19 protein-coding genes are annotated in these 20308 nt (G+C 45.8%); 8 read left to right on the top strand and 11 right to left on the bottom strand.

The annotated features are described in order from the left end of the window. Window positions 1-6 precede the first annotated feature (6 nt). Window positions 7-957: a LysR substrate-binding domain-containing protein gene (locus ABJF92_RS10780; protein ID WP_446815802.1), complete on the bottom strand. Its 951-nt coding sequence runs from the start codon at window positions 955-957 to the stop codon at window positions 7-9. A gap of 190 nt (window positions 958-1147) precedes the next feature. On the opposite strand from ABJF92_RS10780, the gene ABJF92_RS10775 reads away from it, so the two are divergent. Beyond that, entirely contained in the window at window positions 1148-2113 is a 966-nt protein-coding gene (locus ABJF92_RS10775) for an NAD(P)-dependent oxidoreductase (protein WP_446815801.1), read from the top strand. A 97-nt stretch (window positions 2114-2210) separates the two neighbouring features. Here the strand turns inward: ABJF92_RS10775 and ABJF92_RS10770 are convergent, their stop codons facing one another. The 4 genes from ABJF92_RS10770 to ABJF92_RS10755 all read right to left on the bottom strand — a co-directional run bounded on the left by ABJF92_RS10770 (window position 2211) and on the right by ABJF92_RS10755 (window position 6499). Beyond that, window positions 2211-3632, bottom strand: a complete 1422-nt coding sequence (locus ABJF92_RS10770) for an aldehyde dehydrogenase family protein (RefSeq protein WP_446815800.1) — start codon at window positions 3630-3632, stop codon at window positions 2211-2213. Window positions 3633-3840: 208 nt separating this feature from the next. Beyond that, the gene (locus ABJF92_RS10765) at window positions 3841-4356 is read right to left on the bottom strand and encodes a hypothetical protein (protein WP_446815799.1); all 516 of its coding nucleotides are present in this window, start codon (window positions 4354-4356) and stop codon (window positions 3841-3843) included. 110 nt (window positions 4357-4466) lie between these two features. Beyond that, window positions 4467-6233 (bottom strand): sodium:solute symporter family protein, encoded by a 1767-nt coding sequence (locus ABJF92_RS10760; protein ID WP_446815798.1) that lies wholly within the window; start codon window positions 6231-6233, stop codon window positions 4467-4469. Window positions 6234-6238: 5 nt separating this feature from the next. Beyond that, window positions 6239-6499: a DUF4212 domain-containing protein gene (locus ABJF92_RS10755; protein WP_446815797.1), complete on the bottom strand. Its 261-nt coding sequence runs from the start codon at window positions 6497-6499 to the stop codon at window positions 6239-6241. A 154-nt stretch (window positions 6500-6653) separates the two neighbouring features. Here ABJF92_RS10755 and ABJF92_RS10750 point away from each other — a divergent pair, with 154 nt between their 5' ends. Both ABJF92_RS10750 and ABJF92_RS10745 read left to right on the top strand, forming a co-directional pair. Further along, window positions 6654-6881: a DUF6500 family protein gene (locus tag ABJF92_RS10750; RefSeq protein ID WP_446815796.1), complete on the top strand. Its 228-nt coding sequence runs from the start codon at window positions 6654-6656 to the stop codon at window positions 6879-6881. Window positions 6882-6885: 4 nt separating this feature from the next. Beyond that, the gene (locus ABJF92_RS10745; protein WP_446815795.1) at window positions 6886-7341 is read left to right on the top strand and encodes a GNAT family N-acetyltransferase; all 456 of its coding nucleotides are present in this window, start codon (window positions 6886-6888) and stop codon (window positions 7339-7341) included. A gap of 24 nt (window positions 7342-7365) precedes the next feature. On the opposite strand, the gene ABJF92_RS10740 is transcribed toward ABJF92_RS10745, so the two are convergent. From ABJF92_RS10740 to ABJF92_RS10720, 5 genes are all read right to left on the bottom strand, one after another. After that, the gene (locus ABJF92_RS10740) at window positions 7366-9033 is read right to left on the bottom strand and encodes an aminotransferase class V-fold PLP-dependent enzyme (RefSeq protein WP_446815794.1); all 1668 of its coding nucleotides are present in this window, start codon (window positions 9031-9033) and stop codon (window positions 7366-7368) included. 26 nt (window positions 9034-9059) lie between these two features. After that, a complete protein-coding gene (locus ABJF92_RS10735; RefSeq protein ID WP_446815793.1) occupies window positions 9060-9542 on the bottom strand; it encodes an Lrp/AsnC family transcriptional regulator in 483 nt (160 codons plus the stop codon). A gap of 219 nt (window positions 9543-9761) precedes the next feature. Beyond that, window positions 9762-13004 carry an efflux RND transporter permease subunit gene (locus ABJF92_RS10730; protein ID WP_446815792.1) on the bottom strand — a complete coding sequence of 1081 codons (3243 nt, stop codon included), beginning with the start codon at window positions 13002-13004 and terminating at the stop codon, window positions 9762-9764. Then, window positions 13001-14191, bottom strand: a complete 1191-nt coding sequence (locus ABJF92_RS10725; RefSeq protein WP_446815791.1) for an efflux RND transporter periplasmic adaptor subunit — start codon at window positions 14189-14191, stop codon at window positions 13001-13003. Before ABJF92_RS10725 ends, ABJF92_RS10730 begins: the two co-directional genes overlap by 4 nt. Further along, complete coding sequence (locus ABJF92_RS10720) at window positions 14188-15567, bottom strand: TolC family protein (protein ID WP_446815790.1); 1380 nt, start codon at window positions 15565-15567, stop codon at window positions 14188-14190. Before ABJF92_RS10720 ends, ABJF92_RS10725 begins: the two co-directional genes overlap by 4 nt. 324 nt (window positions 15568-15891) lie before the next feature. Between ABJF92_RS10720 and ABJF92_RS10715 the strand changes: the two genes are divergently transcribed. Next, a complete protein-coding gene (locus tag ABJF92_RS10715) occupies window positions 15892-16200 on the top strand; it encodes a hypothetical protein (protein ID WP_446815789.1) in 309 nt (102 codons plus the stop codon). A 10-nt stretch (window positions 16201-16210) separates the two neighbouring features. Here the strand turns inward: ABJF92_RS10715 and ABJF92_RS10710 are convergent, their stop codons facing one another. Beyond that, window positions 16211-17635, bottom strand: a complete 1425-nt coding sequence (locus ABJF92_RS10710) for an aminotransferase-like domain-containing protein (protein WP_446815788.1) — start codon at window positions 17633-17635, stop codon at window positions 16211-16213. 231 nt (window positions 17636-17866) lie between these two features. Here ABJF92_RS10710 and ABJF92_RS10705 point away from each other — a divergent pair, with 231 nt between their 5' ends. From ABJF92_RS10705 to ABJF92_RS10690, 4 genes are read left to right on the top strand one after another with little or no spacing between them, the layout of a single operon-like run. Beyond that, window positions 17867-18073, top strand: coding sequence for a DUF1127 domain-containing protein (locus ABJF92_RS10705; RefSeq protein WP_446815787.1), 207 nt, complete (start codon window positions 17867-17869; stop codon window positions 18071-18073). Then, window positions 18070-18678 carry a LysE family translocator gene (locus tag ABJF92_RS10700; protein ID WP_446815786.1) on the top strand — a complete coding sequence of 203 codons (609 nt, stop codon included), beginning with the start codon at window positions 18070-18072 and terminating at the stop codon, window positions 18676-18678. The genes ABJF92_RS10705 and ABJF92_RS10700 overlap by 4 nt, the downstream gene beginning before the upstream one ends. A 40-nt stretch (window positions 18679-18718) precedes the next feature. Further along, entirely contained in the window at window positions 18719-19963 is a 1245-nt protein-coding gene (locus ABJF92_RS10695; protein WP_446815785.1) for an MFS transporter, read from the top strand. Then, window positions 19960-20268, top strand: coding sequence for a GIY-YIG nuclease family protein (locus ABJF92_RS10690; RefSeq protein WP_446815784.1), 309 nt, complete (start codon window positions 19960-19962; stop codon window positions 20266-20268). The genes ABJF92_RS10695 and ABJF92_RS10690 overlap by 4 nt, the downstream gene beginning before the upstream one ends. The last annotated feature ends 40 nt before the right edge of the window (window positions 20269-20308 follow it).

Genomic DNA, 20308 nt, shown 5'->3' with positions numbered 1-20308 from the left:
TAACCGCTAAGATTGCTCTTGTAGCCATTGAATAAAAGCTTGTACTTGATTGTCATTGAACATGTTTTTATGACAGACAATGCCCCATTCTCCTGCGTCTTCTACTTGATGGTCAACAGGCACTACCAAGCGTCCAGTCGCTAGATCCCTGTCCGCAAAAGGACCATTTACCAGAGCGATACCTTCACCAATAACGGCCATTTCAAGAGCGGCAGCAAGGGTATCTACTTCTATGATTTCTGGGCCGGTAGGTTCGGTAATCTGGACACCTGCGGATTCGAACCAGTCTTTCCAACTCCAATACTTTTCTTCTGTGTAAACCGAAATTAATGGACTGTGCTGTAGCTCTTTTGCTTCTGGGTGATTTGTAAGGGTAGCCAATAATTCTGGACTGCAAACAGGAAAGACGGTGGAGGTAAATAAGGGTTGCCAGTGCAAATAGTCTGGTAATGCTTGTGTTTTATAAATGATGGCGACGTCGGCGTGTTTCTCATCGAATTCCCAATCTGCATTGTAAGTACTGATTTCTAAGTTCACATCTGGGTGGCGCTTTTTAAATTTTGGCAAACGGGGGGCGAGCCATCGAATCGAGGTGGTGATGTAGGTTTGCACTCGCAAGGTCGGTTGGCTGATTTGGGAACGAACTTCTTCGGTGCCGACTATTAAGGTTTCTAACGCTTTACGAACAAAAGGATAATAACGCTCGCCGGCTGGTGTTAAGCGTATATGGCGACCCTCTCGCTCGAAAAGCTTACAGGCTAAGCTGTTTTCTAATGTCTGAATTTGATGACTGATGGCTGGGTGAGTAAGGCTGAGTTCCTCGGCGGCACCGCGCACGCTTTGTAGCCGGGCTGCGGCTTCAAAGCCTTTGAGAGACTTAAGAGGAGGAAGCTTTCTTAGGTCAATCTTATCGAATGATGGATCATCCTGCGTTCTGTCGAGTATTTCATTTTTCATTTAATTACCTGTTTCAAACGACTGGGGCAGGTAGATTGCCGAGTATCTTCTAGTGTAATGGATTGCCAACAGGGAAGTCTAAATGATTGGAAGGTTTTTTTTACCGGAGCTCTCAAAAAAAATCAATTTTTAAGCGTGCGAGCCATGGTTAATCTTAATTAAATTTCACAGCAGATTAAGAGGTGTCGCAATGCAGGTAGGTTTTATTGGGTTAGGTAATGTCGGTGGTCAATTAGCAGGTAGCCTGCTAAGGAATGGCATGAATGTGATGGTTCGTGATCTAGACGAATCTTTAATGGCGAAATTTCAAGACAAGGGCGCTCTAACAGCGACTTCACCTAAAGCATTGGCTGAGGCATGTGATGTTATTATTACTTGTCTACCATCTCCGGCTGCTTGCTCTCACGTCATGGAAGCAGAAGATGGTGTAATTGCAGGCATTAGTGCAGGCAATATTTGGCTAGAAATGAGCACTACAGATGAAGCGGAAATCAAACGAATCGCTGCCATTGTACAATCAAAACAAGCGATGGCGGTGGATTGCCCAGTGTCGGGTGGTTGTCACCGTGCGGGCACAGGTAACATTTCCATTTTTGCTGGCTGTGAACGCCAAGCCTTTGAAACTGTATTGCCCATTTTGACGAAAATGGGTCGCCGCGTTATTCATACAGGCCCCCTTGGTAGTGCGACAGTCTTAAAGCTGATCACTAATTACCTGTGTAGTGTTCATCTAGTGGCTTTATCTGAGGCGCTAACAGCGGCCAAAGTGATGGGGCTGGATATGAATGTGGCTTATGAGGGCATCAAAGCTTCCTCTGGTAACTCTTTTGTGCATGAGACTGAATCTCAGGTTATCTTGAATGGTAGTCGTGATATTAGCTTTACTCTGGATCTGGTTTCTAAGGATGTGGGTCTATTTAATGAGGTCGCTAAGCGTCATGGCATGCCGTTAGAAGTTGCGCCATTAATCGTTGATATATTCAAAGATGGTCAAGCTCGTTACGGCGATCGTGAGTTTTCGCCAAACATAATTCGTCGTATGGAAGAAGCCTGTGACGTTAAAGTATTGGGCAAAGGCTTCCCAGCGCAAATGGTCGATGATGAGCCAGAAGAGCCTGGCTATGAAGTGAAAATTCCATTCCGTAGTGATGTCTAAGTTCTAGTTTCTTCACAACAAGACAGCAAAAAGCCCCTTGATCAGTCGACCAAGGGGCTTTTTGAGTACCTGCGAATGAATGCTCAGACATAAAAATTTATGGGCAGATAATGGCTTTGGTTTCTATGTATTCGTGCATGGCTTCTTCGCCCCACTCACGACCATTTCCAGATTGCTTAACCCCACCAAAAGGGGCGTACATCGAAAAGAAACTGCCTTGAATATAACATTGACCGGCGTCTAAGCGCGCAGCAATAGGCAACGCTGACGCTTGGTCTTTGGCGTATACCCCAGATGAGAGGCCATATTCGCTGTCATTCGCAATGTCTATAGCGTTCTCGACTTCATCATATTCCATAATACATAACACAGGACCAAAAATTTCCTCTCGGGCAATCCGCATATCACGAGTCACTTTGGTAAAAATAGTCGGTTTCACATAATAACCTTTTGACAAACCTTCAGGTCGGTCAGTCCCTCCTACCAAAAGCTCGGCACCTTCCTCAATCCCAATCCTAATGTAGTCCTGAACTATATTGAACTGTTGAGCAGAAGCTAATGGACCCATCGTAGAACTTTCATGGTTTGGGTCGCCTACTACCTGTTCTTGGGCAACTTGAGCGGCGATCTTAATGATCTCTTGATAGCGGCTTTTGGGGACTAGCATACGGGTTAGTGCATTACAGGTTTGGCCGGTATTCCCCATCACATCTTCTACACCATAGCGAACGGCTGCTTCAAGGTCGGCATCTTCTGTAATGATGTATGCAGATTTCCCCCCCAATTCTTGGCATACGCGTTTCACACTAGAGGCCGCATTCTTAGCCACTTCGATTCCTGCTCTGGTAGAGCCGGTAAAGGAAATCATATTTACTTTAGGGTGCTCGGCAAGCATCGGACCTATGACGTGACCACGGCCAAAAAGCAAATTAAACACACCGGCTGGTAGGCCGACTTTATGGATGATTTGCGCCATGATTTGATCGGCCAGAGGCGTCTGTTCTGCAGGTTTTATGACCACGGTACAGCCTGTGGCTAAAGCCGGCGCCAATTTACCAACTAGCTGATGTAGCGGATAGTTCCATGGATTAATGAGCGCACAAACCCCGATAGGTTGTTTGGTAATGAGGTTGTTTTCTCTTTGTTCGACTTTATCAATCATGGGTGCCATTTCGGCGTAATAACGCATAGCCTCTATCGCACAGTCGATATGGAACGCCCCTGTTAGGCTTGTTGGGCAACCCATGCTCTGTACATGTGCTTGGATTAAATCGTCATAGCGGTTGAGCATCTCATCGGCAATGGCGTTTAAGTATTCTGCGCGTTTCTTATTTGAGGTGTTGGACCAAGCCGGTAGGGCTTGGTTGGCCGCAGCAACAGCTTGGTTAACATCGCTTTCGGTGGCCATGGTCACCTTTGCAATGCATTCCTCTGTAGCGGGATTAACCAGTGGAAAACGATCCGGCCCGGTGAGTGGATACCAGTTGCCGTTAATGTAGGCGTTTTCAAGGTATTGCATAAAGTCAGACTCCATAATGTGGGCAGAATTTCATAGAGTCAGGTTAATTGAGTGATAGATAAGTAACAATTCAGTTTTTTTCACCTCGATTGGTAAAAAATAATAACCGTCAATGATAAGGCCGACATAGGCAAGTTTACAAAGTAAACACTGAGAGCAACTTGATTGAAGAAAGGTTCAAGCAAGTTGCTAATATAGGTAGGGAGGTTTAGCTACAAACGGACGTTAGTAGAGCATCGCTCTTATCCAGTTGGTGCCAAGTTTGCTTGTGGTTGTTGTCTTGTTGTGAGGCACTGAAGTTCTGAGTAAAGTCAGTACGGGCGCCTTGTAAGCAATCCACAATTTGCGGCACGCGTTTGGCGACGCTGCGTCGCTCAAAGAAATACAAATCGACAAGAATCAAATTTGGGTCAATTTTGTTTTGAGCAGAGTTGGCCACATCCGCAGCAATAAATCGCATAGTTTGCGGGTATAAGTAGCTCCATGGACGCCAAGGGGCTTTTTCTTCCACCGCTTTTACGACCACGACACCTTCCGGGAGTAGACTTGCTTGATGTTCATACCAGTCGTATTCACCCTGTACTTGAAAACCTAACATAGCAAGGCCTGCCAGCGCAGGAACTAGCCATTTAGGCGCATTTTGTTTTGATATTTTTCTGATCAAGAGGGCAATACCCGCGCCACCGACACCGGCGAAAATCGTCGCAATGAGTTCCCAAATCATAAATATTCTCTTTATTAGTCTTGTGTGAATGAAGCGAGCCTTCCTTCTGGAAGACTCGTTCATTGTCGTGAATCACTTTTATAGCAGTGACTCTAAAGTATCACAACATCTTAGTGGTCAACCGCACCGCCAGCTCCTTGAGGGTAGCGAACGCTTTCTACTAGATCTTGAATTTCTTTTGGTGGCTCTTCTGTCATAGAAGATACTGAGAAAGCAACCGCGAAGTTAATCATGGCACCAATGGCACCAAATGATAGCGGAGACACCCCAAATAACCAGTTATCAGGCGTATTGGCAAAAGACGCTGTGCCAGGAATAAAGAACCAACCTAGGAACATAAAGATGTAAACCAAGGTACAGCCTAAACCTGCTAGCATGCCGGCAATGGCACCTTTACTGTTAATACGTTTCGAGAAAATACCCATCATCAACGCAGGGAAGATAGAGGCCGCAGCGATACCAAAGGCTAAAGCAACCACCTGGGCGGCAAAGCCTGGCGGATTCATACCTAAGTAAGTTGCCACCACTATCGCGACGAACATGGATATTCGTGCTGCTCGCAGTTCCCCCTTATCGCTTATATTGGGGTTGATGGAGCCTTTGATCAAATCGTGACTCACGGCTGAGGATATGGCTAAGAGCAAGCCTGCCGCCGTTGATAAGGCTGCTGCTAAGCCACCTGCCGCAATCAAACCAATTACCCAAGAAGGCAAGTTAGCAATCTCTGGGTTCGCCAGTACGAGAATATCGCGGTTAACCACCAATTCGTTGCCTTCCCAGCCACGAGCTGTTGCTTCTTCTTGGAAAGCAGGTGTGTCGTTGTAGAACTGCACACGGCCATCGCCATTCTTATCATCAAACTTGATAAGACCTGTGGTTTCCCAAGTTTGTACCCAATCAGGACGTTCCGCATATTCGATCGGTTGTTCTGTTGGACCAGATGGGTAAATAGTCGTCAATAGGTTTAGACGAGCCATAGACGCTACAGCAGGTGCTGTTAGGTACAATAGTGCGATGAATACCAATGCCCAACCAGCAGACCAACGTGCGTCAGCCACTTTAGGTACGGTGAAGAAACGAATGATAACGTGAGGCAAGCCTGCAGTACCAATCATTAGAGACAAGGTAAACAGAACCATGTTTAGCTTGTTGTCTACATCGGCAGTGTAATCCCTAAAGCCAAGTTCACGCACCACTTCATCCAGTTTTTGCAATAAAGGAATGCCAGACTCAGTATGGTTAGAGAACAAGCCAATTGCAGGTAGGAAGGTATCGGTTAGTTGCAAAGAGATGAACACAGCAGGAATCGTGTAAGCGATGATCAACACCACATACTGAGCGACCTGAGTGTAAGTAATCCCTTTCATACCACCTAATACGGCATAGAAGAAAACCACAATAGCGGCAATGGTTAGGCCCGTGTTCTTATCGACTTCAAGGAAGCGAGAGAAGGCCACACCAGCACCTGTCATTTGACCGATAACGTAGGTTACCGACGCAATGATCAAACAAGCTACGGCGACCAAACGCGCGGTGCGGCTGTAGAAGCGATCACCGATAAAGTCTGGCACAGTGAACTTACCGAATTTACGTAGGTAAGGGGCGAGCAGCATGGCCAGTAACACGTAGCCACCTGTCCAACCCATGAGGAAGGTTGAGTTTGCATAACCACCGGCGGCGATCAAGCCCGCCATAGAGATGAAAGAGGCCGCGGACATCCAATCTGCTGCCGTCGCCATACCATTTAGTACTGGGTGAACCCCACCACCGGCAACATAGAATTCTTTCGTTGAGCCTGCACGTGCCCAAAAAGCGATACCAAAGTAGAGGGCGAAGGAGCCACCGACAAAGAGTAGATTTATGGTAAATTGATCCATGCTTATTACTCCTGTAGGCCAAATTCTTCATCTAATTTGTTCATTTTCCATGCGTAGAAAAATGTCAAAATGATGAAAGCAATGATGGAACCTTGCTGTGCGAACCAGAACCCAAGGTCTGTGCCGCCAACTTGAATACCTGAGAGCATGGGACGTAAGAGAATGGCAAAGCCATAAGATACCAGTGCCCAAACCACTAAGCTGCCTAAAATCAGCCTAAGGTTTGCTTGCCAGTATTTTTCTGCATTTTTGCTATGATCGGACACGATAGGTCTCCTTATAATTATTTTTATGAGCTAGATCAATCTATCAGTAGCTGAGCAAAGATGAAGTCCGACTTTAGTCGTAGAGAGGGTAAATAGCTCACTATAGAGGTCGCGTGACTCATGCAAGAAATTGACTTAAAAGAGAAAAATCTGAATGAATGAAGATTTAAGAAACAAGATTCTGCGAGTTTGTGAGCAAAAGATTCAACAAAAAGGCGAGACAGTGCAGGTGTCCTTCTACGCATTTTTTGCCAATAAAAATGATGATCCAGCGTTATTGATGAGTGCAGCCCGCTGGTGGATTGAAGAAAACCAATTAAACCATTTTGAAAAAGCTCGGAAAATTCACGCCATGGTGGCCGCAATGGATAGTAATGGTTAAAACTATGAGCAAGATGACCAATATTTGTTTATCGCAACTGAATATTCAAAAAATCACCCCAGAAGAAACCTTGCCGTTGCGGCAGCAAGTACTTTGGCCTGCCGCATCATTAGAAGACTGTCGGCTAACGGATGACAACATCGGTTGGCATTTCGGCGGCTTTTATCAGCAAGAATTAGTCTGTGTGGCCTCGGTGTTTATTGACCAGCAACAGGCACGATTACGAAAATTCGCTACCTTGCCAGCCTATCAAGGCCAAGGCATAGGGCAAATGATGTTGACTCGGTTATTGGCAGAGCTTAGTCAGCAAGCGGTGACACAGTTTTGGTGTGATGCCAGAGAAACCGCCATCGGTTTTTACCAAAGGTTTGATATGCAAGTACAGGGGGAGCGCTTTTATAAATCGGATGTGGCGTATCGCAAAATGACCTTAGAGCTAGAACCCAAAGAGGCAAACTAGCATGCCCCTTTGGGATGTATTGTATTAGGCAGGTAAGTCCTGCACTAAAACAAAGTCTTTTATGTCTGCATATTTCGCATTAAAAGGTTGGCGCTGAACTGGGTACTTGCCCGCAGCAAAATCTGCCATGAGCTGATTAGCCTCTTGCCAACAATCAACTTGCGGGATTACTTGATCTCCATGGCTCTTAGGTTCAAACCATTGATTTGCCAAGTGCGCTAATGCCATAGGCTGCAGTTGGTGGTTTTGAAAGCGCCACACATCGCTGCTGGTGTCGTAGGCATAATAGGGCAGAAATGCCAGTCCATGGTTGGCCACAAACTCAATGGTTTGCAGAATAAAGTCCGCCTCTTGGTCGCTGATAAAATAGTTAAGGTTAAATCGCACCCAGCCCGGTTTGACGAGTTTTTCCTGATCCGCCAAGGCTTGCTGAATACGTTGCGATTTAGCTTTATCAATGTTCAGCAACTGATGTCCATAGGGTCCAGCACAGGAACAGCCCCCGCGCACTTGCAAACCAAATAGATCATTTAATAACGCCGTTACAAAACCATGGTGAAGATAGCCATAAGGGGTCTTAATTCGCACTGCGGTAATCGACAAACGTTTGGCTTGAGCATGCCCTAAGCGTTCAATATTCGGTTGATTGGCCCAGCGTTGCTCCATCTTGGCAATCAGTTCACTTTCTCTTTGTTCAATCGCTTCTTCACCCACTTGTTGTTTAAGGTGCATCACTAAGCCGGCGCGAATGGACTCTAGAATCGCTGGTGTGCCGCCTTCTTCACGACGCTCTCCAATGGGTAAAAACTGATGATCATCTGGGGTGACGAACGAAACCGTGCCACCGCCAATATGGCTCGGTTGGGCATTGGCGATAAGGGATTTCTTTACGACTAAAATGCCCGGTGTGCCCGGTCCACCAACAAACTTATGCATCGAAAAGAACAGAGCATCTTTGCTTAACTCTTTACTGTCTGCAGGGTTCATATCAAGAGAGACATAGGGCGCTGCGGCGGCGAAATCCCAGAAAGATAAGGCGTGATAGCGATGCAGCAGTTGGGTGATTGCTTTCTGGTCTTCCAAAATACCCGTCACGTTCGAGGCCGCGCTAAATGTGCCGATAATGCGTTTACCTTGGTGTTCCTGTAATGCCACTTCCAAGGCTTGCAAGCAAACGCCGCCTTGTTCACCTTCAGGAATTCGTTGCATCACAACACCGAGCTCTCGCCAAGGTAATTCATTGGAGTGGTGCTCATAGGGGCCGAGCAGGACACAGACAGACTGGGCTTGCTCTGGGCTGAGGTTTCGTAACCCTAGTTGACTAATGAGAGTGTTGATGGCGCTGGTAGCACCACTGCCACAAAACACCACTAAGTCATCGTCATTGGCGTTCACCGCTTGGCGTATTTGTTGCCTTGCTTGTTCACGAAAGGCGCTAGTCTGTTGGCCTGTAGCATTGGCTTCCGTATGGGTATTGGCGTAGAAAGGCATAACCGTGTTTTGTAAACTGGACTCGATAAAGTCCAGACTACGACCAGAGGCGGTGTAATCGGCATAGCACAACTTACGTAAGCCAAAAGGCGTTTGGATTTGCTGCGCTTTGCCGATTAAGCCTTGGCGGATTTTATCAAACCAAGTGTCGGCTGACGACGGTTCAGAAGTGGGCGCATTAAGGGTATTTAACTCTGACATCTTTACCTCTCGGGAGCGCCCTTTAACTAGTTCGAGTCTGCTTTGCCCTTAATAGGTAAGGGTAACTCCGTGGTCCATTTAATTTGTTCCATGGCGAAGTTTGAAGTGACATCGGACAGTGAAGTCGCGCTGATTAAGCGTTTATAAAATCGGTCATAGGCTGGAATATCTTTCACCAGCACTCTCAATAAATAATCGTAATCCCCAGCCATGCGATAAAACTCCATGACCTCGGGAAAGCTGGCAGCCACCTTGGTGAACTCTTCAGCCCAATTTGCCATGTGTTGGTTGGTCTTAACCTGCACAAAGACGGACACCCCTAAACCCAATTTGTCGGCATCTAACAAGGCGACTTTGCGCTTGATATAACCCGACTTTTCAAGTTTCTGAATACGTCGCCAACAGGGGGTTTTAGACAGTCCTACCTGCTGTGCCATGACTTCTGTAGAGATACTATCATTGCTTTGAATTAAGGCAAGTAGTTGCAAATCAATGTCATCTAAGTCCATTTCGTACTCTTTAATGGTGATTTTTTAGGAATATGTTTCTCATTATTGGTCAAGGAATAATTTCGGGCAACTCTATTCTCAAAATGCCTTGAAAGCAGGAATGGGGTGCTTGGAAATTGTCGAAAATTTTTGGGAAAAAACTTTTAAAAATAGAAAAGAAAGGTGGGTTTTGTCTGCAAAACCCCTCTAGGAGCATTCTCCTAGAGGGGTTGAGTGCCATTAATTTGCGACGGGTGTGTTAATAGGTTCTTCTGGCGTGGCTTTTAAACGCGCCAAAATATTGTGTACGTCTTCCTTGATCATCAATAGCACAGGGATCAATACCAGAGTAATCACAGTGGCGAACATGATGCCGTAGGCCAGAGACACCGCAGCAGGGATGAGCATCTGTGCTTGGCGGGAGGTTTCCCAAAGAATCGGGATCAGTCCTGCAAAGGTGGTAAAGGATGTCAGCAATACTGCTCGCAATCGGCTACGACAAGCTAAGCTAATGGCCTTACGAACATGGCTAGTCTCGTTGCGCAGATCATTAAAACGCGAAACCAATAGCAAACTGTCGTTGACCACCACACCACTCAGCGCCAAGATGCCGTTCAAAGAAAAAATGCCTAGAGTTAGACTGTTCATCCAATGCCCAAGGAGTGCCCCGATGATACCAAATGGAATCGCCATCATAATGATCAAAGGCTGAGAATAAGATTTAAGTGGGATGGCGAGCAAACCATATATGATCAACAATGCAATCAAAAACATTTCAGACATGGAAGACTGGGTTTCAGCTCGTTGTTCAGCCTCTCCAGAGAAGTACACAGAAACACCTGTAAACTGACGTTCTAATTGAGGAACAACTGCGTTTTCTAGGTATTCGACCACTTCGGTGGCCGACATGGTGTCTTTATCGACTTCGGAAGATAGATATAAAGAACGTTTTCCATCAATGCGCACAATGCGTGTTTCGGCATCTTGTTGAGACAATGTGGCAACTGAAGACAAAGGAATTCGTGTTCCATCATCTAAGGTGATTTTGGTGTTCATGACGTCAGAAGGGGACTCTTGCTGGTCGTCAGGGTAGCCTAAATGAACCTCCACTTCGTTGTTTTCACGCTGGAAGCTTTGCACATCATCACCATCAAAGTTATTTGATATTTGCGACGCCAAACCACTCGTCGTTAAACCAAGCAAACGACCTTGTTCGTTCAGCGCTAAAACCATGCGAGATTCAGTGGGCGTACTGTTTTGTTCTATACCTGTGACCGCCGGTAACGTTTCAAGCTGAACCAATAGTGCTTCCATGGCACCGTTAAGGACACTGCTATCGTTACCACGAAGTTCGACTTTTAAGGCGTCAACGGTTTCTCTAGCGCTACGAATACGTAGGTTTTTTACGCCTTCTGGCATACCAGAAAGCTGCTGCCATTTGCTGGCAAACTGAGCGGATGTATAAGGTCGGTCAGTGATGAGCTCGATACGAATATTCCCTGATTGATCACCACTGGCCGTCACTTGAATATTTTCGATGGCGACTTCACCAACCGCTTGTCGATTAGGCCTCGCAGGACGTTCCGCTCCACGGTTGTGGTCTGTTTCTGGTGGCCCACGACGCTCTCCAGAAGCGTTATTGCTCGGAGTGCGTAATGCAATATCCGCTTGATAGGCTGCTTTTTCTAGTGCCAGCAAGACTTTCTCGGTCTGTCCATAGCTGACATCGTTTTGCATGGTCACACTACCACGTACCGTATCACCCGGAATTTGTGGGAAAAAACTGGTTCGAATGGCGCCCGTAAACGGCATGGACATGACTAAAATGAAAATCGCCATAAAAAAAGCCAAAACCGCGTAACGATAATTAAGCGCGACCTCGATAGTAGGGCGGTAAATGCGTTCACTGAACCATTCTAGGCCATTGTCTGCCCCGCGCTGAATGAGCGCCCAAAGGCGGGCAATAGGGTTTGTTCGAGTCGATTTTCGTGTGTTGATATGGGCTAGATGAGCCGGCAAAATAACTTTTGATTCAATGACAGAGAGGACTAAACAAATTGCCACCACAATGGCGAACTGAGAATAAAGTTGACCTAATCGTCCTTCAATGTTGGATAAAGCCCAGAAGGCCGCTACGGTAGTGAAAACACCAAATAAAGTTGGTACGGCAACTATCATGGTGCCTTTAATGGTACTTCCAAGGGTGTCGCCTTCTTTGGAGCGCACCGTATAAATGCTTTCTCCCACCACTACGGCATCGTCCACCACTATGCCTAATGCCATGATAAAACCAAAAGTAGTAAACATGTTTAAGGTTAAGCCGATGCTCTCTGTACCCATGAAAAATAAGGTGCCAAAGAAAATAAAAGGTAGGCCCATAGCGACCCAAAATGCCACTGTGATGTTGAGAAATATGGCCAACAGTACAAAGACTAAGAAAACCCCAGTCACGGCATTTTCGACCATCAATTCTAAACGTTGATTAATGGATTCACTGCGATCGTACCAAGTGCCGACATTTACGTTTGGTGGCAGTCGACCGCTGTCCTGCCATTCTTGCAAGATTGCTTTGGCGGCCACAACGGAATTTGAAATATCACTGGTGCCTTTCGTTAATACTTGAATAGCAAGGCTGTTCTGGCGGTTGAAACGAGACAAAACAAACTCATCATCATCGTAGCCGTCACTAATACTGGCGACATCACTCAATAATAAAGTGCCGCCGTTATCGTTAGTTTGTAAGGGAATTACCGCAAACTGGCTTTTAAAATAAGCTTGTTCTGCGGCACTGATGCTCATATAAATATCTTCATCTCGAAGGGTAGCGACTTTGGTGGTGGAGGACTCGGCATTGATGGCATCTGCAAGATCATCCAGCGTTAAATTGTAAGCCTCAAGTTTGTTCTTATCGACATTCACCTTGATCATAGGATCAAGCCAGCCAGTTATAGAGGTGGCGCTAATGTCTTCACTGGCCAATAAGTCGGCTTCCAGCTCGTTGGTCAACTGCTGCAAAGTACGGCGATCAGCGTCACCGTAGAGCTGGATCCAAATAGAGTGCTCTTCACGCACATCTTTGGAGATTAACGCTGGGTCTGCGTCGTCAGGAAAAGACGTGATCTGGTCGATTTCAACATCAATATCGGCCATAAGAGTATCGATGTCGTAACCATCAATCATTTCAATACTGGCGGAACCTGAGCTGGAGGTAGAGGTGGTAGTGATATTTTTAATCCCCGGGATGCTCTGTAAAGCCTGCTCTATGGGGATCGCAATGCCTTCTTCGTTTTCTTTGGCTGAACCGCTGTCGTTGCTGACATAAACAGCGACCTTATTGGGTGAAAGGCTAGGGAACGCTTCTTTGTTGATGGACCCTACGTTTAAGACGCCAAGCGTGATAATAAGCACGAGTAATAGATTGGCGGCCACAGGGTTACCAGCAAACCATGGAATAATACCTTTAGGCTGATCGATTGGGCTCATGGCTGGTTACCCTTTTGAGAAGCATTAATATTCTCAATAGGGGCCACAAGTGCCCCTTTGATATAGCTGTTATAGGGTTTAATTAAGACTTGATAGCTTTTGTCACGCATCCCGACTGGCACATCAATGTAAACGTATTGGGTATCAACAAATTTTGGCGTGGTTTCAAAGGCTGCCAAACGACTGTCTTCGTCAAGATACCAAATTTCGCTTTTTTGACTGAGGGCAGTATTGGGCAATCGCCATAAATTATCGAGCGCTTTGCCTTCTAAGCTAATGGTGACAAATGAACCTAAAAGTAGAGGTGTGCTTTGCGTAAGCGGGTTATCCAGACCAATCACTAAACTGCGCATACGCGTTGTTTCATCAATATGCAGTCCGACACTGAGGATTTTGCCTTGCCACTGACTGTCATCATCAATACTGTGGATGGTGACGGGCCATTTTTTTTCCAGCAACGTAGAAGTATCAGGGAGCTTTAGCCAATCGCTGTTGGACAAATCGATCTGTATTTCTGCTCGATCAATGCTGTAAAGCGTTCCAACCTCACTGTCGCTGCTTAAATAGCGACCAGGAGAGATAGAACGTGCGGTGATGAGAGCATCAAAGGGAGCCTTTATTTTAGTATGTGCTAAATCTGCTTGAGCGTCTTTCAACGCTTCTTTTGCTGCATCAACTTCGGCTTGCGCCGCTGCTAACTGAGGCTCTCTTAAAACCAAATCTGAATCAGGGGCAGTATTAAACCCTGCCGCTTGCCACTCCGCTTTGGCTTGTTCACCTTGACGAATTTCTTCCTTTAAAGCTAACACTGCACTGGCGAGTGTATTTTTTGCTGAAGCAACATTACTGCTCAATTCACTGTTATTTAAGCTGGCAAGCAGGTGACCTTTTTTGACAATTTGACCACTTTCAAACTGATTAGATAACTGGCTTACTTCGCCACTGACTTGATTTGTGAGTGTGAGTTCATAGCGTGGTTCGACTAAACCAGAGGCGTTAATCTTGGCGGAGTAAGTGCCGGTTGTTGCCTCTATGACCGAAATCTGTATGGCTTCTTCAGGGGCTTCGGGGCGTGGTTTACGCACCTGACTATTTTTTTCTGCTATCGCGGCACTGATGTAAACATATACTCCCGCTAAGACAGCCAATGCCAAAACTAGAGCGATCCATTGTGGTAAACGTTTCATTGTTGCTTCACTCCAAGCCCTAAAGCGAGTCCTAAATCGACTCGATTTGATAAGTGTTGATAGATGAGATCATCGAGTTCTGCTTCGAGATCAAAAGTTGTCGTTTGTACATCGATTAAATCGCTTAATTCAACTAAGCCTGTACGGTATTTTTTCTCGTATTGTTTTAGATTATTTTGAGAACTGATGAGTGCGTCACGGGTGTATCTTTCTTGCAAAGCCAGTACATTTTCCTGTCCTAAAGCATTCTCAACCTCGTACACCGCATTGAGTAAAGTTTCACGGTAATCTTGAAAAGCTTGAGCGGTTTCTAACTTGGCAATTTCGGCTGCGGCTTTTAATTGTCCGCCTTGATATAAAGGCTGTGTCAGTTGTCCAAGTAAGGACCAGATAGGTGAACCAAATAAAGCTTTACTGGGTGATTCTGCTGTTTCACTCAAGGTTGCACTGAGACTAATACTGGGCAACATATCTTTGTAAGCCACCGTAGTGCTTAAGTCGGCTGCCTCAATGGCCAAGTAAGAAGCTTTCAGATCCGGACGTCGTTGTAAGCTTTGGTTCGGAAGGTTCAGGAATGTAATATCGACGCTAGGGTAGTCAATTTTTTCAGCTATGTTGGGTAGCTCATCAGTACCAAGATACAGTTGTAAATCACGTTTCTCGATAGCAAGTTCTTCTATGAAAGAGGCTAGGTCACTTCGGGACTGTGAGGTTGAGGTCCGGGCTTCATCTAGTGCCTCTAAGTCCCCCAAACCGTTACGAAAACGTTTCAGTATTAAGCCTTCATTCGCTTCTAATAAGGCTAAGCGTTGCTGCTCGATTTGAATGGCGCGCTGTTTGGCCGTAATGGCGAGCCATGACTTCATAACATTCGCGATCAAGGTGTCTCGACTGGACTGATATAATGCTTCATCACTGGCAAGTGATTTTTCTGACGCTTGTTCTGATACAGCCAATTTTTGCCATAAATCAACTTCCCAGCTGACCGTAATATCAGCGGTATAACTGCTGTTGGAACCTTCTGATTTTCCGGCAGAGAAACCCGCTTCCGCGGTCGGGAGTTGTTCACCATGCTCGCTCTTTATTTCCCATAAGCTGGCTTGTAGTGTGAGTAACGTCTTTTGCAAACTTGGGTTCGACGATAGGGCTTGTTGGATCAGTTGTTCAAGCAAAGGGTCATTGATAAGGTCTGTCAAATAGCTAACTTCCGCCACCTGATCAAGCTCTTCCCAAAGATAGGGTTTATTTTCGGTGATGTTGTCAAACTCTTGTTGAGCTAGCTCCGTGTAGTTGTCCCTACTTTGTGAACTGCTACACGCCGCGAGTATAAGGCATGAGCAGAGTAGCCCTAGCTTCCTAATGGCTTTGTATCCCATTTGGTTTATCCACTGTTATGAATGGTTGAGTTAAAGTGTGTGCTGAGTTTATGAATAGCTTAAACACAGAGTACCGTTATCATAGGATCTGATTATTACTGGAATTTTTTATGGATTTAAGTTTCTTTGCGTTTCTTTACATTTCAACTTGTTGTTTTTGTGACACATTCTCGAGCGGATTGAGGAATTCTAGCAATGCTGTAAAATTGTTCGAAAATATGGTCAAATGAAGCACATGTTAAGTAATGAAAAGTTAAATAAAAAGCTCAAGAAATGGCAAACTTGGCCGATATCATTAGTCACAAAGATGTAACTGGATAACATATGGCATTACCTCCGATCAACTCAACGGCGTCGAATCTATATTCTTCGCAATTGGCGACAAAGCAATACCAACAAACTTCTGCGTCTGAGGATAAAGAAGAAAAGGTCGTGCAAGTAGCCGAAGAAGCAGTTGAGGACGCTAAGGAAGTACCAGAAGAAAACAGCATCAAATCTTTTACCCACGGCTTCTTTGGCCTAGATAAGCCAGGTGAAGTGGTAGAAGAAGAAAAGAAAGACGATGCCTACACCGCTGGCAAAGTGATGAAAACCCTAGGTACTATTGGCAGCATCATCGCCATTATTGTCTAACCCAAGCTAATTACCCCTGTTCCATCAGCATTTCTTTATACGCCTCAGCAATCAAACCCACGCCTTTACTGGTTTTCTCCACATCACTGTCACTAAAGCCAATCCGCATACAATGACGGAATTTTCCGGTGGCTGAAAACAGTGAGCCCGGTGCAAAGCTAACGCCTTTTTCACGGCATAAAACCTCTAGCTTCATCGTGTCTATGTGAGGCTCTAACTCCACCCAGAGAACAAAACCCCCCACAGGAAAACTCACCCGAGTATGGTTTGGGAAAAAGTTTTTTATAGCGTTTAACAGATGGTCACGTTGTTTTTCATAAGCTTGACGTACGCGTCTCAGGTGCTTCTCGTAGCCCCCTTCACGAATAAACTTAGCGACGGCCAGTTGAGGAAAAAGCTGACACATAGAGCTGCTCACGTATTTGATGTGAGTAACCTTGTCTCGGTATCTGCCCGGCGCAATCCAACCCACCCGCATTCCAGGAGACACGCTTTTAGAGAAAGACGAACAGAGCAGTACTCGACCATCCTTATCATAGGATTTGACGCTTCTAGGGCGAGGAAACTGGTAGGCAATGTCGCCATAAATATCGTCCTCAATAATGGCGATGTCATAGCTTTGAGCCAAACGATAAAGCTGCTGCTTTTTTTCCTCTGGCATGGTGAACCCCATGGGATTATTACAAGTAGGAGTAATAAAAATAGCTTTTATCGGCCACTGGTCTAGGGCGAGTTCCAAGGCTTCTAAACTAAGGCCAGTCTCAGGGTGAGTCGGGATTTCCATGGCCTTTAGGTTGGCGGTTTTTATCGCCTGCATAGAACCATAAAAGCCTGGCGACTCTACGGCGATAATATCTCCAGGTGACGTGACAGCTCTAAGGCATACCGATAAAGCTTCTTGGCAGCCAGATGTTACAACCAGATCGTCTGGATGGAAGTGACAGCCGGATGCCACCGCAATGCGGCATAGCTGCTCACGTAATAGATGGGAGCCTCTAATGTCGTTATAGCCCAAGCCTGCTTCGGGTTGTTGTTTAATAATGTCTGCAAGGTTTTTTAATAACGGCTTCATGGTAGTAAGTTTCATATAGGGCATAGCATGCTGAAGCTGAATGTCCGCTTGTTGACCATTGTTCATTAGCAAGCCCAACACTTCCTCCCATTGAGAGACTTCTAACGGGCGTTGCGGTGGGCGTGAAATTCGCGGCAGCTTGTCTAGCGTATGGCGAGCTTTGTTTACAAAATAGCCAGACTTGGCTAATGCCTCCACCAGCCCTTCTTGCTCTAATTTTCGGTAGGCCTCCTGTACCGTTGAAATGCTCACGCTATGCTCTTTGGCTAACTGTCTGACAGAGGGCAGTTTATCCCCTTGTTTATAGAAGTGGTGCTCAATATGGTCACGTAGACGGTTCGCAAGCTCAATATAGAGGGCCATGGTGATCCTTATTTCGATATTTAGGAGAGCATCATTATAAGTAGAGTCTGTATGATTTGTTACCATACAGATATGGGATTATTTATCCATACAGACGGTTTTTTTGTTGTCTGTATGGAAATATAAGTTAATTTTTGAATCTGTATTGTGATTTCACTTTCTCTTAAAGTATTGGTTCATACAGTTGTTGGGTTTGAGGCAACACATCTTAGTAAGAGAAGGGGAATTGTTATGTTGATCATTAGTTTATTCGCTCATTTGCAAGCCTGTCGAGTGCGATACCAAACTCGCGCGGCTTTAAAACAATTGACCCCACAGCAAGTGAAGGATGTGGGTTTGTCTGCAGAGCAACACCGCCAAGAGGCCGCTAAATCCAATCCAGTTACCTTGATAAGGGAGCTGTGCTCACAGCGTAGGCAAAGGAGTGACAAGCTATGATGGATTTGTCCTTTCTTTTAACCTTTGCAGTGTACGCCTTTGTTATGTCGGGCATGCCTGGGCCAAATAATATTATGCTGTTAGCATCCGGGGCGCGCTTTGGCTTTCGGCGAACCTTGCCCCACATGATAGGGATAGGGGTTGGTATGGGTGTATTGATATTGTCTTCATTGTTAGGCCTTGGCACCTTATTTAGTTTGTTTCCGTCTTTGTATGTTTTGCTGAAATGGCTAGGGGGAGCATATTTGTTATGGCTGGCTTGGAAGATTGCCACTGCCCCTACCAATGAGTTTAGCGACTCGGGGCACCAGCAAGCTGCCATGCGCTGGTGGCAAGCCGCGCTGTTTCAGTTTGTTAATCCTAAGGCTTGGATGATGGCGATCAGCAGCGTGAGTACCTTTACGATTCAAGGAGAGCTGTTTGCACAATCTGGTTTTTGGATTATGCTAGTTTTCGCTTGTGTGAACTTCCCGACAATCGCTCTATGGGCTTGGCTTGGAGTAAGCATTCGACGCTGGCTAACCGATGTTCGGCGCCAACGTTGGTTTAATCGTATTATGGGGGCGACCACCGCGGCCACATTGGTATTGGTGATTAGCGGTTAAACCGTGAAGTGAGATAAAAATTTTAAAATTAAGGGAAATTATGACGGATCACACAAAGCTTGCGGGCGGGCGCTTAGAGCGATTGCCAGGCTATTTATATTTGTACTTTTTTTGTCAGTCGATCAATTTAACCGCGGCAGTGATCTCCGTTTCTATGGCCGCCACCGTCGGTAACCTCATCGCACCGAGTGAAAGTTTGGCGACTTTACCCTATGGCATGCAGTTTCTCATCTTGTTGTTCGCCACTTACCCTGTGTCTATGTTGATGGCCAAGAAAGGGCGTAAAGTGGGCTTTATAGTAGGGGCTGTGCTGCTAATTGCTGCAGGTGGTGTGGGGTACTTTGCCGTAGTCTATCAGTCCTTTATGTTACTTATGATCTCTCATGCCTTGTTAGGCGGTTTTACGGCTTGTGCCAATTACTACCGTTTTGCAGCGGTAGATAAACTGTCTGGCAAGGTGAAATCTCGAGCTGTGTCGTTAGTGATTGCTGGGGGCTTGGTGGCGGCCTTCCTAGGCCCAACACTGACTAGCCTGTTGCATGATATTGATGGCTTTGCGCTGTTTTCTTTAAGCTATGCTGCCTTGTCTGTCTTAGCGTTGGTGAATCTTGTATTGATTGTCTGGCTGCCTAAAGAGACGTTGGCGAGCAGCAAGCCAACGCAGGCTAAAGCGCCTCTAAAAGTACGTGAAATGCTACAAGACATTCCCCCCAAGCTACTTTTTGCAGTGCTATCTGCTGCGATTGGCTTTGGCATTATGAATCTCTTAATGATTCAGTCTTCGATCCAGATGCATCACATGCAAGTGCATTTTGATCACTCCTCCATGGCCATACAATGGCATGTAGTGGCGATGTTCGCGCCTTCGTTAGTCTCTGGTTATTTGATCAATTATTTTGGTCACCAAAAAATAATTGCTTGTGGTTTCTTACTCTTTATCGCCACCTCTGTGGTGAATTTAATGTCGGCCAGTTACTCTTCCATTGTGCTTTCTTTAGTCTTTTTAGGCTTGGCATGGAACTTCACTTATGTAGGAGGCAGTGCTTATATTTCAGTGATTCTTGAAGGCAATGAAAACGCCAAGCGTTGGCAAGGTTTGGGAGATACAGGGATGGCGATCTTGGCTATGTTGGGGGCTATGTCGCCCGCTTTATTAATGAGTTCTATCGGCTGGCAAGGCTCTAACATCCTAGCAGCCATGTGTGTGTTGGCTTGTATTCTTTATCAGTCTTATCTGTGGTTGAAGGACAAGCGAGCAGGCTTAGATCTAGAAAAAGAGTCATGAGCGATCAGGTGAAAGAACAGAAAACTTGGAGTGTGTACATCATTCAGACCCGTTTAAATACACTATACACCGGTATTACTACGGATGTTACACGACGCTTCAAGGAGCACCAAGGTTGTTCCGGTTCTGGTGCGAAATACTTAAAAGGCAAAGGGCCACTCGCTTTAAAGTGGCAAGAAAGGGTGGGCGACAAAAGCCGCGCGTTAAAACTTGAGTACCGTATTAAACAACTGAGCCGGCAACGCAAGTTACAAATTATTGCGGGGCAGCTTAGCTTAGATTCTTTGCTTGATTCGAGCGGATAATACTTGTTTTTTAGCGTACTGGTTCGTAGCATGAAACCTC

Origin of the sequence: Marinomonas sp. (assembly GCF_039940335.1) — a bacterium.
In the GTDB taxonomy this organism is placed as follows: domain Bacteria; phylum Pseudomonadota; class Gammaproteobacteria; order Pseudomonadales; family Marinomonadaceae; genus Marinomonas.
This window is presented reverse-complemented; position numbering and strand designations above follow the sequence as displayed.

What these genes read in the sequence shown, in the direction of transcription:
- ABJF92_RS10780 (WP_446815802.1), bottom strand. Translation starts at nt 957, where the DNA reads ATGAAAAATGAAATACTCGACAGAACGCAGGATGATCCATCATTCGAT.
- ABJF92_RS10775 (WP_446815801.1), top strand. Translation starts at nt 1,148, where the DNA reads ATGCAGGTAGGTTTTATTGGGTTAGGTAATGTCGGTGGTCAATTAGCA.
- ABJF92_RS10770 (WP_446815800.1), bottom strand. Translation starts at nt 3,632, where the DNA reads ATGCAATACCTTGAAAACGCCTACATTAACGGCAACTGGTATCCACTC.
- ABJF92_RS10765 (WP_446815799.1), bottom strand. Translation starts at nt 4,356, where the DNA reads ATGATTTGGGAACTCATTGCGACGATTTTCGCCGGTGTCGGTGGCGCG.
- ABJF92_RS10760 (WP_446815798.1), bottom strand. Translation starts at nt 6,233, where the DNA reads ATGGATCAATTTACCATAAATCTACTCTTTGTCGGTGGCTCCTTCGCC.
- ABJF92_RS10750 (WP_446815796.1), top strand. Translation starts at nt 6,654, where the DNA reads ATGAATGAAGATTTAAGAAACAAGATTCTGCGAGTTTGTGAGCAAAAG.
- ABJF92_RS10745 (WP_446815795.1), top strand. Translation starts at nt 6,886, where the DNA reads ATGAGCAAGATGACCAATATTTGTTTATCGCAACTGAATATTCAAAAA.
- ABJF92_RS10740 (WP_446815794.1), bottom strand. Translation starts at nt 9,033, where the DNA reads ATGTCAGAGTTAAATACCCTTAATGCGCCCACTTCTGAACCGTCGTCA.
- ABJF92_RS10735 (WP_446815793.1), bottom strand. Translation starts at nt 9,542, where the DNA reads ATGGACTTAGATGACATTGATTTGCAACTACTTGCCTTAATTCAAAGC.
- ABJF92_RS10730 (WP_446815792.1), bottom strand. Translation starts at nt 13,004, where the DNA reads ATGAGCCCAATCGATCAGCCTAAAGGTATTATTCCATGGTTTGCTGGT.
- ABJF92_RS10725 (WP_446815791.1), bottom strand. Translation starts at nt 14,191, where the DNA reads ATGAAACGTTTACCACAATGGATCGCTCTAGTTTTGGCATTGGCTGTC.
- ABJF92_RS10720 (WP_446815790.1), bottom strand. Translation starts at nt 15,567, where the DNA reads ATGGGATACAAAGCCATTAGGAAGCTAGGGCTACTCTGCTCATGCCTT.
- ABJF92_RS10715 (WP_446815789.1), top strand. Translation starts at nt 15,892, where the DNA reads ATGGCATTACCTCCGATCAACTCAACGGCGTCGAATCTATATTCTTCG.
- ABJF92_RS10710 (WP_446815788.1), bottom strand. Translation starts at nt 17,635, where the DNA reads ATGGCCCTCTATATTGAGCTTGCGAACCGTCTACGTGACCATATTGAG.
- ABJF92_RS10705 (WP_446815787.1), top strand. Translation starts at nt 17,867, where the DNA reads ATGTTGATCATTAGTTTATTCGCTCATTTGCAAGCCTGTCGAGTGCGA.
- ABJF92_RS10700 (WP_446815786.1), top strand. Translation starts at nt 18,070, where the DNA reads ATGATGGATTTGTCCTTTCTTTTAACCTTTGCAGTGTACGCCTTTGTT.
- ABJF92_RS10695 (WP_446815785.1), top strand. Translation starts at nt 18,719, where the DNA reads ATGACGGATCACACAAAGCTTGCGGGCGGGCGCTTAGAGCGATTGCCA.
- ABJF92_RS10690 (WP_446815784.1), top strand. Translation starts at nt 19,960, where the DNA reads ATGAGCGATCAGGTGAAAGAACAGAAAACTTGGAGTGTGTACATCATT.